At 60.9% G+C, this 12,547-nt stretch carries 10 protein-coding genes; 4 read left to right on the forward strand and 6 right to left on the reverse strand.

Annotation, left to right across the window (positions count from 1 at the left end):
- The first annotated feature begins 2 nt into the window (after positions 1-2).
- Entirely contained in the window at positions 3-614 is a 612-nt protein-coding gene (locus ACFVTJ_RS05445) for a YitT family protein (RefSeq protein ID WP_386906859.1), read from the forward strand.
- A gap of 72 nt (positions 615-686) precedes the next feature.
- The gene (locus ACFVTJ_RS05450) at positions 687-1,328 is read left to right on the forward strand and encodes a YitT family protein (RefSeq protein WP_386905344.1); all 642 of its coding nucleotides are present in this window, start codon (positions 687-689) and stop codon (positions 1,326-1,328) included.
- 26 nt (positions 1,329-1,354) lie between these two features.
- Here the strand turns inward: ACFVTJ_RS05450 and ACFVTJ_RS05455 are convergent, their stop codons facing one another.
- Together ACFVTJ_RS05455 and ACFVTJ_RS05460 are read right to left on the reverse strand one after the other, a co-directional pair.
- Positions 1,355-1,816, reverse strand: coding sequence for a carboxymuconolactone decarboxylase family protein (locus ACFVTJ_RS05455; protein ID WP_386905346.1), 462 nt, complete (start codon positions 1,814-1,816; stop codon positions 1,355-1,357).
- A gap of 111 nt (positions 1,817-1,927) precedes the next feature.
- Entirely contained in the window at positions 1,928-2,431 is a 504-nt protein-coding gene (locus ACFVTJ_RS05460) for an RrF2 family transcriptional regulator (protein ID WP_386905348.1), read from the reverse strand.
- Between the two features lie 76 nt (positions 2,432-2,507).
- Between ACFVTJ_RS05460 and ACFVTJ_RS05465 the strand changes: the two genes are divergently transcribed.
- Positions 2,508-5,072, forward strand: a complete 2,565-nt coding sequence (locus ACFVTJ_RS05465) for a ligase-associated DNA damage response DEXH box helicase (protein WP_386905350.1) — start codon at positions 2,508-2,510, stop codon at positions 5,070-5,072.
- 28 nt (positions 5,073-5,100) lie between these two features.
- Positions 5,101-5,829, forward strand: coding sequence for a ligase-associated DNA damage response endonuclease PdeM (gene pdeM / locus ACFVTJ_RS05470; RefSeq protein ID WP_386905352.1), 729 nt, complete (start codon positions 5,101-5,103; stop codon positions 5,827-5,829).
- Between the two features lie 78 nt (positions 5,830-5,907).
- Here pdeM and ACFVTJ_RS05475 read toward each other — a convergent pair whose 3' ends face one another.
- The 4 genes from ACFVTJ_RS05475 to podJ all read right to left on the reverse strand — a co-directional run bounded on the left by ACFVTJ_RS05475 (position 5,908) and on the right by podJ (position 12,266).
- On the reverse strand, positions 5,908-6,345 hold the full coding sequence (locus ACFVTJ_RS05475; protein ID WP_386905354.1) for a universal stress protein: 438 nt from the start codon (positions 6,343-6,345) through the stop codon (positions 5,908-5,910).
- 157 nt (positions 6,346-6,502) lie between these two features.
- Positions 6,503-7,330: a TIGR02186 family protein gene (locus tag ACFVTJ_RS05480; RefSeq protein ID WP_386905356.1), complete on the reverse strand. Its 828-nt coding sequence runs from the start codon at positions 7,328-7,330 to the stop codon at positions 6,503-6,505.
- Complete coding sequence (locus tag ACFVTJ_RS05485) at positions 7,327-8,253, reverse strand: sulfite exporter TauE/SafE family protein (protein ID WP_386905358.1); 927 nt, start codon at positions 8,251-8,253, stop codon at positions 7,327-7,329. Before ACFVTJ_RS05485 ends, ACFVTJ_RS05480 begins: the two co-directional genes overlap by 4 nt.
- A gap of 263 nt (positions 8,254-8,516) precedes the next feature.
- On the reverse strand, positions 8,517-12,266 hold the full coding sequence (gene podJ, locus ACFVTJ_RS05490; RefSeq protein WP_386905359.1) for a cell division protein PodJ: 3,750 nt from the start codon (positions 12,264-12,266) through the stop codon (positions 8,517-8,519).
- Between the last annotated feature and the right edge of the window lie 281 nt (positions 12,267-12,547).

A 12,547-nucleotide genomic window follows, 5' to 3' on the forward strand; every position in this document is an offset into this window, starting at 1 on the left:
GCATGTGGAGTTCCGATCCGGCCAGGCATGCTCCGGTGGAGGACGTACAGGGCATCGTTACCGGTGCCATCGTGTCGGCGCTCGGCTTTTATCTCTTGAACAAGGTCGGCCTTTTGACCGGCGGCACCGCCGGCGTAGCCTTTCTCATTCATTATGCCTTCGGCGTTAGTTTTGGCCTGCTGTTCTTCCTCGTCAACCTGCCGTTCTATTACCTCTCCTTCCGCCGTCTGGGCCTCGCTTTTTCGTTCAAGACCTTCATCGCAATCGGCCTCGTTTCGGTGTTGACGGAACTGGAGGCGCGCTGGATGGTGATCGACAGCATCAATCCGCTCTGGGCGGCGCTGCTTGGCGGTCTGCTTCTGGGCTATGGCCTGCTGGCGCTTTATCGCCATCGCGCCAGCCTCGGCGGCATCGGCATTCTGGCTATCTATATTCAGGACCGCTTCGGCATCCGCGCCGGCCTTATTCAGCTGGCTTTCGATGCCTTTGTCATGCTCTGTGCTTTCCTTGTCATTGACTCGGCCACCGTCATTTATTCGATCGTCGGCGCTTTCGTTCTCAACATATTCCTCGCCATCAACCACCGCTCGGACAGATACATCGTCGTGCGCTGAGGCGAGACGCTTGAAAAAAACTGCGCCCAAGCGCAAAGCTCGTCCGGGCTTCCGGCAAAAGGGGAAAATGCGATGAGCGATATGACTGCACGCAAGCGCTTGAATCTTTGGGCCTCTGCACCGGATCGCCACTCATTGCTGGAAGATGTGCAGGGCGTTCTGGCGGGCAGCATGCTGGTCTCGCTTGGCGTCACTCTGTTTTCGGCGGCCGGTCTGTTGACCGGCGGCACGGTCGGACTGGCATTTCTGGTGCATTATGGCACCGATCTGAGCTTCGGTACGGTCTTCTTCCTTGTCAATCTCCCGTTTTATTACCTGGCGTTCCGCCGTCTCGGCCTTGCGTTTACGGTGAAGACCTTCTGCGCCATCGGCATGACGGCGCTGCTTTCCGAATATATGCCCGGCTTGTTTGCTTTCGAAAGCATCAATCCGATTGCCGCTGCCCTCTTTGGTGGGCTCACCGTCGCCGCTGGCATGCTAGCGCTGTTTCGCCACCGCACCAGCCTCGGCGGTTTCGGCATACTGGCGCTTTATCTTCAGGATCGTTTCGGCTGGCGCGCCGGCCTCGTCCAGCTTGCCTTTGATGGCATGGTGCTGGCCTGCTCCTTCTTCGTCGCGACGCCTTTCGTCATCCTCTGCTCCATTCTTGGCGCGCTGGTCATGAACCTCACGCTTGCCGTCAATCACAGGAACGACCGCTACATCGCCATGTAGCGGTCGTTCGATGCGGTCAAGGTGGTTCAGGCTGCCCGCGCGGCGGCTTCGACCGGATGTTGCGATCGGAAACCGACCGCGATCCGGTTCCAGGTGTTGATCGCACCGATCGCAACCGTGATCTTCACAATCTCCTCGTCGGAAAAATGTGCCTTCAAGGTATCGAAAGCATCATCCGGCGCGCCGGTTTCGGCAATCTTCGTCACCGCATCCACCCAGCCAAGCAGCGCCCGTTCCTGCTCGGTGTAAACAGGGGATTCCCGCCACACGCTCATCAGGTTGATCCATTGTTCTGAAAGCCCGTCATGGCGGCTTTCCTTCACATGCATGTCGACACAGAAGGCGCAGCCATTGATGATGGAAGCACGCAGCTTGATGAGGTGGATGAAGCGGCGCTCGAGGCCGCTGCTCTGGACGTAATTTTCCAGCGCTACCACAGCCTTGAAGGCTTCGGGGGATGCCTTGGCATAGTTGATACGGGTTTTCATGGGTCTCTCCTTTGGTCAGGCCTGTTTGAAGGCACGGTTAGTCGCTCCGGGAAGCTGTTCTGCTTTCCGGTATTTCGATTGGTTGTTCTGTGGTGGTCCGCTCTGCGGCCTTTAGCGCGTCATCGTCTTGCGCTCGTTCAACTCAAGAAAGGCGCAGCCCCGCGCGGCAATTCCGCCATCGTCATTGGCGGTAAGATCACCCAGAATGTCGGCGATGCTGGTTTTGGCAAGTTCGGCGCGATAGGCCTTTTCCGCCTTCAACATAGCGGCATTGATACCGCAGGGCTTGGTGAAATAGCGCCCCGGCAGGGGGTTCGGCCCGCGCTGGCGGATTTCCGCACAGCGGAAGGCGGGCTGTGGTCCTTCGACAGCCAGCACGATATCAAGCAGGGTGATCCTGTCGGTTGCCCGGGCAAGACGATAACCGCCTTTCGGACCCGGAACCGTGGCGACAATTCCCGCGCTGGACAGTGACTGCAGGTGCTTCAGGAGGTAACTCGTGGAAACGCCGTGGAATTCCGCCAGCGCCGCTGCCGACAGCACGCCGCCTTCGGAAAGTCCCGCCAGCATGCCCACGCTGTGAATGGCCTGTTCAACGCCATCGCCGAGTTTCATCGGTCTTCCTCATATCCCGTTGCCTCAGTATCATGGATATTATTTATCCACGATTCAGTTTTCCTGTCAAGCAGCCATGTTCCGCCCTTCTTTTTTGCAGGTTTTTCACTACCTTGAAGGCGTGAAACACACCGAGTCTCCCACTTCCGGCACGCATGTCGGCACCTTGCCCCTTCAATTCCAGAAATGGTTTGCTGAAAAAGGGTGGTCTCCGCGCGCCCATCAGTTGGAGTTGATGGCGCGGGCGCGCGGCGGCGAGAACATGCTGCTGATCGCGCCAACCGGCGCCGGTAAGACCTTGGGTGGCTTCATGGCTTCGCTCACCGATCTGGCGGAGCGCGGCAAGGTGCCGGCGGGCTCCGGTTTCGTCGGCGTGCACACGCTGTATATCTCGCCGCTGAAGGCGCTTGCGGTCGATATCGAGCGCAACCTTACCAAGCCTGTTACGGAAATGGGCCTGCCGATTTCCATCGAAACCCGTACGGGTGATACGCCGCAGGCCAAACGCCAGCGCCAGAAGGTCAAACCGCCCGATATTCTCTTGACGACCCCGGAACAGGTCTCACTGCTGCTCGCCAACAGGGAAGCTGAGCGCTTTTTCCGTGACCTCAAATATGTGGTGCTGGACGAGTTGCATTCGCTCGTCACTTCCAAGCGCGGCCACTTGCTGTCGCTGGCGCTCGCCCGGGTGCGCCGGCATGCGCCCGACGTGCGCTTTATCGGCCTGTCTGCCACGGTAGCGGAGCCAATGGATCTGCGCCGTTATCTCGCACCGCAGGGACAAGGCGAACCGCCTGCCGGCCTCATTACGGTCGAAGGCGGGGCGAAACCCGATATCGCCATTCTGCACACCGAAGAGCGTATTCCCTGGTCAGGTCATTCGGCAAGCTACGCCATGAAGGATCTCTATCCGGCGCTGAAGGAGCACCAGACAACCCTGATCTTCGTCAACACCCGCTCGCAGGCGGAGAGAATTTTTCAGGAACTCTGGACCATTAATGACGACAATCTGCCAATTGCATTGCATCACGGCTCGCTGGATGCCGGCCAGCGCCGTCGGGTAGAAGCGGCCATGGCGGAAAACAAGTTGCGTGCCGTCGTCGCCACCTCCACGCTTGATCTCGGCATAGACTGGGGCGATGTCGACCTCGTCGTGCACGTCGGTGCCCCGAAGGGCGCAAGTCGCCTTGCCCAGCGTATCGGCCGCGCCAACCATCGCATGGACGAGCCGTCAAAGGCGATCCTCGTCCCCGCCAACCGTTTCGAGGTGATGGAATGCAGGGCAGCGCTGGATGCCAATTACATCGGTGCGCAGGATACGCCGCCCATTGCCGAAGGCGCGCTTGATGTTCTTGCCCAGCACGTGCTCGGCATGGCCTGCGCCGAACCTTTCGATGCCGATGAACTCTATCGTGAAGTCAGGAGCGCTTCGCCCTATGCCGACCTGCCGCGCGCCACCTTCGACCGGGTGGTGGATTTTACCGCCACCGGCGGTTATGCGCTGCGCACCTATGAGCGTTACGCCCGCATCCGTCAGATGAAGGATGGCCGCTGGCGCGTGTCCAATCCGGCGGTCGCGCAGCAATATCGCCTGAACCTCGGCACCATCGTCGAGGCGGCGGAACTGAATGTCCGCATGGTCAAGCGAAATGCGAAAGGCACGGTCGGGCGTGGCGGCATGTCGCTGGGCAAGGTCGAGGAATATTTCCTCGAGCAACTGGTGCAGGGCGATACGTTCCTCTTTGCCGGCAAGGTGCTGCGGTTCGAGGGCATCAGGGAGAATGAATGCCTGGTGTCGCAGGCCTTCTCCATGGACCCGAAAATTCCCTCTTATGCCGGCGGCAAGTTTCCGCTTTCCACCTATCTCGCCGATCAGGTGCGCTCCATGCTCTCGGACCCGACGCGCTGGCATGCTTTGCCGGATCAGGTCCGTGACTGGCTGGCGATCCAGAAAGAAAAATCGATCATTCCCAAACGGGATGAGCTGCTGGTCGAGACCTTTCCCTTCCGCAAGCGCTTCTTCATGGTCATGTATCCGTTCGAGGGACGGCTGGCGCACCAGACGCTCGGCATGTTGTTGACCCGCCGGCTGGAGCGGGCGGGTGCAAAACCCATGGGTTTCGTTGCCACCGATTATTCGCTTGCCATCTGGGCCATGGAGGATATCGGCATGCGGCTGAAATCCCGCCGCCTGTCGCTGGCCGACCTTCTTGATGAGGATATGCTGGGCGACGATCTGGAGGCGTGGCTGGACGAATCCTTCATGCTGAAGCGTACCTTCCGCAACTGCGCCATCATTTCCGGCCTCATCGAGCGCCGCCATCCGGGCAAGGAAAAGACCGGACGGCAGGTCACGGTGTCTGCCGATCTTATTTATGACGTTCTTCGCAGCCATGAGCCGGACCATATTCTGCTGGAGGCGACGCGGCGCGATGCCGCAGCGGGACTTTTGGACATTGGCCGTCTTGGCGATATGCTGAAGCGAATCAAGGGACACACCACGCATCGCGCTCTGGAGCATGTCTCGCCTCTTGCCGTTCCGGTGATGCTGGAAATCGGCCGCGAGACGGTGGCGGGTCAGGCGATGGACGATGTGCTGGCCGAGGCCGCCGACGAGTTGATCGCCGAGGCCATGTCCTGAAATACGCAATGAAGGAACGACGACGAAATTGCTGAGCCGGCTGACTTTGAGCGACAGATTTTCCAATGGCTTCGAATGCCTTGGCAGCGAGACCGTCATCAATGGCGTTGCCGCATGGTGCGACCCGTTGGGCGGGCTCTACCTGCCGGACCTGTCGCTGCTCGTCGTCTCCGATCTGCATCTCGAAAAGGGTGCGGCTTTCGCAAGGCGTGGCCGCATGCTGCCGCCTTACGACACGATTGCCACGCTTAAAATCCTGTCCTCCCTCGTCAGCCGCTACGATCCGAAGATCGTCGTCAGCCTCGGGGACAATTTCCATGATCGCGTCGGCTCGCAGCATCTGCCGCTGCCGCTGCGCGAACTCATCCGCGAGATGGCCCGCGGCCGTGAGTGGATATGGATCAACGGCAACCACGATCCGGATGGGACTGTCGATCTGCCGGGCTCGTCTGTGGATGAGATGTTTTACGGCAACCTCGTCTTCCGCCATGAGCCGAAGCTGGGCGAAGCCGCCGGTGAAATCGCCGGGCACCTGCATCCATCCGCCACGGTCCGCCGCCGCGAGAAAACAGTGCGACGCCCTTGTTTCGCCACCGATGGTTCACGGCTTTTGATGCCGGCATTCGGGGTGATGAGCGGTGGGCTGGATTTGCGGCACAAGGCGATGCGCGGCCTGTTCGACCATGCCGCTCTCGTCGCGCATCTGATGGGGAGGGACCGCATCTATTCGGTGCGGTTTTCAAATCTGCTCGGCTGAGAGAATCTTTGCCGGTATCTCTTTGTTTTTACGCATCGTCCGGACGTAAAACCCCAACGCACTTTTGACGGAAATGCTCTACTGCCGGTAAACCAGCACCGGTATTTTCGAATTCTTCAGCACCTTGGCCGTGACGCTGCCGAGCAGCATCTCGACGAAGCTCCTGCGCCGATGCGAAGCCATGGCGATGAGATCGCAGCCGGTCCTGTCAGCGATTTCAATGATCGCCTCGTCCGGCCGTCCCGCTCGCGCCAGCAGGGCTTCGCAATCGAGCCCCATGGCGGCGGCATGCGCCTGCGTGTCGCGTAGCAGATGCTCCGCCTCTTCGCAGCGGTGGAATTCTTCTTCGGCAATGGCGGCAATGTCCTCGACATCGCTGGCAATCACATGAAAGGGTTCCGATACCGTCACCACGGTCACCTTTGCGCCTGCCTCCTTGGCGAGAGCGAACCCTTGGTCGATTGCGATCTGCGCCAGCTGCGAGCCATCGGTGGGAATGAGAATGTGCTTGAACATGACATTTCTCCTTTTCCTCCCCGTTACAACCGCACTTGCCGCCCTCAGCTGCGTGCGTTTGTAACGCCTTGAATTTTACAGCAAACCCCGGAAGGAAGCGAATGCTATCTTTGTCCGTGCGGGCGGCAGACGGTCTCTTTTGCGCGATTGAAAACGCTCAGTCCTTGCGGAAGATGATGCTGGCGCCCCAGCCCGTCACCACGGCCAGCAGAACGCAGAGGGCGCCATAGGCAAGCGGCGTCTGATGTGCCGCATCGGTGATCGCCTGCTCCATGCCGGTCTTGACGACTCGCAGCTTCAATTCGCGCTGGGCGATGAATTTGCCGCTCTTGAAGAGATAGGCGCGCGCCGTGTGCACGCCATTCGGCACATTGGCGGGCAGGCGAAGTGTCGCCCAGAAGAGACCGGTGCGTTCCAGCCGCACTCCGGTCGTGTCGTTGCGGTAGATGCCGCTAGAAAGCTTGAGCCGGCGATAGGCCTCCTGAAAATCGAAGACATTGTCGGGCACACCGGAAAAGACAGCGCTTTTGAGCGACAGATGGTCGACGCCCAGCCCCATGGCGCGCAGCGTTCCGGGCGAGGCGACATCGCTAATATTGCGCGTGCTGGCCATGGAATAGGATTCCGGCAGCGGTGTGAAGGTGATGGCGCTGGTATTGATCCAGATGCCCGCCACACGCTCCTTCTTGCGCACGGTCATATAATCGCTCGGCCCTTCCAGCGTCACGACGATATCATATTGCCCGATGGCCAGCAGCAGCTGGTCCGTATTGTTGAGCGCGCCGAAGAGGGTGAAGTCCGCCCCGCGAAAATCGGATGCGATGGGAATTTCGGTTGTCGATGCGCCGATTTCGATATTTTCCTGCAACGGTCGCTGTTGCGGGCCGGGCGGCAGGGCAAGCGGCGGCGTCTGCGCCGAGGCAGTCTGCCCGACGACAAGCAGGAAGAGAAACGACAGGACGGCAAGCAGCGAGCGAGCGGTCAATACCCCAGCCCTCCAACCGCCACCGAAAACAGATCGTCTGGCCGCACCACGAGCGAAACGGCAAGACGCATCGCGACGGCAAGGACGAGCAGCGCCAGCAAGGCGCGCAACTGTTCGCCGCGCAGTTTCTGCCCGACGCGCACGCCATATTGCGCGCCGATGACGCCAGCCACCATCAGGATGAAGGCCAGCACCACGTCAACGGAATAGTTGGTCGCGGCTTGTACGATGGTCGTATAGGCAGTTACGAAGATGATCTGGAACAGCGATGTGCCAACAACGACGCTGGTGGGAATGCGCAGCAGATAGATCATCGCCGGCACCATGATGAAGCCGCCGCCGACACCCATGATCGAGGTGAGGATGCCGATGCCAAAACCAAGTGCGACGATGGGAATGATGCTGAGATAGATCTTCGATTTCTTGAACCGCATTTTCAGCGGCAGGCGATGAACCCAGTTGTGGTGTCCCGGCCGGCGCAGCGTCACGGTTTCGTTGCGGGCGGCGCGGCGAAGTGCCGAAATGCTTTCCTTCAGCATCAGTCCGCCAACGGTGCCAAGCAGGATGACGTAGAGCAGCGAAACGATGAGGTCGAGCTGACCGATGCTGCGAAGGAACGAGAATATCCACACGCCGACCGTGGCGCCCATGAGACCACCCACGAGCAACACGCTGCCCAGCTTGACGTCCAGCGTCCCACGCCGGAAATGCGTGATCGAGCCTGAAACGGAGGAGGCGACCACCTGGTTTGCACCGGTCGCCACGGCGACCACGGGCGGAATATTGTAGAAGATCAGAAGCGGGGTGATCAGAAAGCCACCGCCCACACCGAACATGCCCGACAGAAAACCGACGGCCGCGCCCATGCCGAGAATGATGAAAATATTCACCGACAGTTCTGCGATCGGCAGATAGACAGTCACGGCTCGGACCTCGGGCAAATGGTTCCGGGCGGCAGGGCTTGTCCGGGTGAGGGGGCCGCGCCGCGATTTACACTTTCTGTCTGAAAAGACCGGGCATGCCCGACCTTGATCCGTCATGCCCGCGAGGGCCTGACCTGTCAACATTCAACGGTAAATACGTTGATAATTTGGAAAGATAGCGGCCGTGTGTCGGCAACCGGCCACATTCCTGCGCCCGGTTGGACGAAAGCGGCCGGAAGGCCGCTTCAGCTGTTCTCCAAGGCTTATTTGTTGCGGGCGAGCAGCGCGGTCACCAACTCGTTGGTGATGCGCCCGTCTGGCGCCTGGCCCACGGATTTCTGGAAGTCCTTGATGGCCGTTACGGTGTTCTTGCCAAGCTTGCCATCCGGATGGCCGGCATCGAAACCATTCTTGTTGAGGATCGCCTGAATGTTGCGGATGGCCTTTTCCATGTCCACGGACGCAGTCTTTACGCCCTCCTTGCCCGCCCATTCCTCAGGCGGGTTAACGCTGTTGGCGTCGTCCGAAAGCGGCTTCACCTTCCAGGCATCCACCTTGGCCTTGGCGCTCTGAAGCTGCTGCGGGCTCATCGCTCCGGCAACCTCGTCGCGCTTCTGGGCGGCATCGGCATCGCCATCCTTGGCGGCAATGGCGAACCACTTGTAGGATTCCTCGATATCCTGTTTTACGCCGCTGCCGCGCGCATAGAGAATGGCAAGGTTGAACTGGCTGTCGCGGACGCCGAGTTCGGACGCCTTGATGAACCATCGTGCGGCGGCGGAGAAATCCGGCTGGCCGGCTGCATCGGAGGCGAGCAGGACCGCAAGATTATGCATGGCGCCGGCATTACCCTGTTCGGCAGCCAGCGTGTAGTAGCGCTTTGCTTCCGGAAGATTGCGGTCGACGCCATTCGCCTTCTCGTAAAGATTGGCGAGACGATATTGCGCGGGGGCAAGGCCACGATCGGCCGCCATCTTGTACCACTTTGCGGCTTCCGCACGGTCGGCGGCAACGCCGCGGCCGTCGGTGTAACGCACGGCGATCTCGAACAGCGCCTGCGTGTCACCCTTGGCGGCCGCTTCGGCAAGCGATGCGGGCTCTATGCCGGCCGGAACCGCAATGGCATCCTGGGCGGGAATAGTCGTGGTGGCGACCGCAACCGGTTTCGGCCCTTCGTTCTGCGCAACGGTGTCGGACTTTGCGGGGTCAACGACTGGAACATCTGCAACCGGCGGCTCATCCGGCAGCGGCGCGCCGCCGATGGTGCGGTTATCGATGATGTTCTGCGCCGGAGCGGCGTTTTCGATGCTATCGGCCGATTCCGCCTGCTCGGGATTGACGGCGAGATCCGACGGAATGGTCACAGCCTTGTCGCCGGTCTCGGGAAGCGCGGAAACCGGGCCGTTGTCCATCTTCTGCTCTATGAGCGGTGCCGGGGCTTCAGCGCCGCCAATCAGCGTCTTGACGAGCGGCATGGCCATCATCGCCAGAAGAATGGCGCCGATGCCGAGCAGCAGCGGCCGACGATAACGCGACAGTGCCGAGGTGTCGGCCTTGCGGCTCTTCTTGCCGGTGTCCAGCTTCTCCGGCGATGTTTCCATAGCGGCGGCCTGGGCGGCGCGGCGGGCGGCGGCGATGAAATCGGTCCGGCCTTCCGCATCCGCGGCCTTGCCGGTGGCGGCAACCTGGCTTGCGCGAACGCGCTCGAGGATTTTCTTGATATCGGGCGCACCCGAACCCGGCTCCAGCAGTTCATTCTCCTGCCCGGCCGGCAGAACGTCGATCGGATCGAGTGATGGGGCAGGTTCAACCTGCGTACGGGCGGAGGAGGCCGATACGGGTTCTTCCTTGGTCTTTGCCGGCTTCGCCGCGCTTGTCTTGAAACGCTTCGTCAGGCCGGCGAGCAGGCTCGTTTTCTGTGCTTTTTCGGGCTTGGCGGCAGCCGGCGGTACGATGGTGGTCGCATCGTTTTCGCTGACATCCTCGAGAATGGCCTGCTCTTCGGCGATATAACCTTCTTCCGGGAAAATGGCGGCCGGCATGGCCACGTCTTCGTGGCTTGCGGCAACCATGTGCTGCGCGACGTTACGGGCAGCATCCTGGCGGTAGGCGGGTGCGCTGTCGAGATTGTCCAGACGGCCGGCAATCTGCACCAGCGTCTCATGCAGCGCCTCGAAAGTGCGATGCGTGCGCTCTTCGGTGTTACGGCTCAAGGCTTCCAGGCTACGCAGATCGGTCGCAAGGTCGGTCAGCATCGTCATGTCGGCGAGATTTGCGCCGGCCGAGAGATTGTTGCGGGTATAGGCATCGAGAACGGCCTCGGCTGCCTGCCGCGCTGCCTCGATGATATATTCGTCGTTCGACGCCATATAGTCTTCGATCGCCGCCATGCGGGCGTCAAGTTCCGGCGGCATGCCGGCTGCCTGCATCTGGACCGGCTGGCTGATCAGCGTGGAGAGATGGGCGATCTGGTTTTCGAGGCTTGCCAGCGCGCGGCTATCGGCAGGAGCGGCATGGGCGGTCTCGTCGAGACGCGCCGCAATAGTACCGAGCCGCTCTTCCAGGCGGGAAAAGGTGCTGTCGCTGAGACCCGAAGCAGCCGGCTGCGGCTGGCTGTAGCGATAATCCAGATCCTCGATCCGACGGGAGAGCAGGTCGAGCCGCTCGGCCAAGCCGTCATTGACCGCGCCGTGATCCAGCGCATCGATCTTACGGGAGATATCGTTGAGGAAAGAAGTCAGTTCCGCCTGTTGCGTGGGGCGCTGGGACCGTTCCAACAGCAACGACAGCTGGTCCAGCCGGTCATGCAACTGGGCGGCGTCGCGCGCCGTGCTGAGCTCATCGATCTTGCCGGCCAGCGCTTCGAGGCGGGCGGTGAGGTCGATGGAAGGTTCCGGTTTTGCGGCGGCCAGGCGGTTGATATCACCGAGCTGTTCGGCAAGGCCGTTCAGGCGGTTTTCCAGCCGCTGGGCGAGCGCATTGTCGGCTGCCTGCGCATTGGCGCGTGTGCCAGTTGCCGCAATGGCCCGGCTGATTTCGTCGAGCCGCTGGTCAAGACCCGAAAAGTGCTCGGTAAAGGCAGCCTCGTTGGGCTTCATGTGCTTGCCGAGCTGCTCCACGGCGCTGGCAATCGCAATCAGCTTGTCTTCAAGCACGCGCACGGCGGGATTGTTGCTCATACCGCCGAGCTGCGTCTTGATGTCATCAAGACGATAGGCGAGGGAGACGATTTCATCCTGAAGGGCGCCGGCGTCGAAACCACGCAGCGTGTCTTCCACGTTGTTCCAGCGGCTTTCGATCCGATGCACGCTGTCTTCGCGTGCGAGCTGGTCGATGGTCAGACGCAGGTCCTCGAATTCGTTGCGCAGGCCATAGGCGTCAGGAGATGCCAGATTGCCGAGCTGGTCGATGCTGCCGGCAAGGCGTGCGATGTCGTCCCGCAGGTCGCCGATGAATTGCTGGTCTTCCGCCACCGCGCGGATGTTGCGGATTTCGGCACGCAGTCCCTGCGCTTCGCGCGCGACGCCCTCGGCAATATCGTGCTTCAGCTCATGGCGAAGATTGACGAGCGCCTGGGCGATCTCCTGCAGGGCTGCATCATTGCGCTGCTGTTCCTGATAGGGCGGAATGGCGCGGGCGCGCGGCGCGGGAGCGGCCGTCTTCTTGGTTTCCCTCGAGCCATATTCCGGCGCGAGCGGCCGGGTAATCGTCCGCTCCGGGCGGAGAGCGGGTTCCTGCGGGCGCTGGAAGCTTGCTTCGAGAAGACGCTGGCGCTGGCGGATTTCGTTGACGGGATCAAGCTGCGGTGGCGTAACGGCAGCGCGGGGTTCACGCGGCGCGGCATAGGCCTCGGTCTTGGGCTCTGCCTGAGCGCTCGCGGCTCGCGGATCGCGCGGGAACTTCTGGCTCATCAGCCCCTCGATACGGGCTTCAAGGCCTTCAATGGTGCGATTGAGAGCATCAAGAGACGACCTGTCGCTTGGCTGTTGGTTTTTCGATCGCAATCCGTTCATCTTTTCGCTCGCTTCGCTTCCGCCCGCTGTGCCCGGTTATGTGTCGCGACGTTGCCTGCCTGAACACGCCGTCGCCGCAACATGCAGCAATTCCAGAGCCGGTATTTGCCCCCGTCGAGGAAAATGCGTCGGACTACGAAGCAGTTACCTCTGTCGGGAGAATTCACGAAACGTGGTAAAGAAGTGGTTAACTATGGTCGGAATTTTTTAACTTTTGCGGCGCAAGCGCGGGCGTATGCCGAACCCTGCATTCGTTCAGCGGGAAAGGGAGACGATATTCC

The sequence above is a fragment of the Agrobacterium sp. NPDC058088 genome (genome assembly GCF_042885035.1).
Lineage (GTDB): Bacteria > Pseudomonadota > Alphaproteobacteria > Rhizobiales > Rhizobiaceae > Agrobacterium.

What these genes read in the sequence shown, in the direction of transcription:
- ACFVTJ_RS05455 (WP_386905346.1), bottom strand. Translation starts at nt 1,816, where the DNA reads ATGAAAACCCGTATCAACTATGCCAAGGCATCCCCCGAAGCCTTCAAG.
- ACFVTJ_RS05460 (WP_386905348.1), bottom strand. Translation starts at nt 2,431, where the DNA reads ATGAAACTCGGCGATGGCGTTGAACAGGCCATTCACAGCGTGGGCATG.
- ACFVTJ_RS05465 (WP_386905350.1), top strand. Translation starts at nt 2,508, where the DNA reads ATGTTCCGCCCTTCTTTTTTGCAGGTTTTTCACTACCTTGAAGGCGTG.
- ACFVTJ_RS05450 (WP_386905344.1), top strand. Translation starts at nt 687, where the DNA reads ATGAGCGATATGACTGCACGCAAGCGCTTGAATCTTTGGGCCTCTGCA.
- ACFVTJ_RS05445 (WP_386906859.1), top strand. Translation starts at nt 3, where the DNA reads ATGTGGAGTTCCGATCCGGCCAGGCATGCTCCGGTGGAGGACGTACAG.
- podJ (WP_386905359.1), bottom strand. Translation starts at nt 12,266, where the DNA reads ATGAACGGATTGCGATCGAAAAACCAACAGCCAAGCGACAGGTCGTCT.
- ACFVTJ_RS05475 (WP_386905354.1), bottom strand. Translation starts at nt 6,345, where the DNA reads ATGTTCAAGCACATTCTCATTCCCACCGATGGCTCGCAGCTGGCGCAG.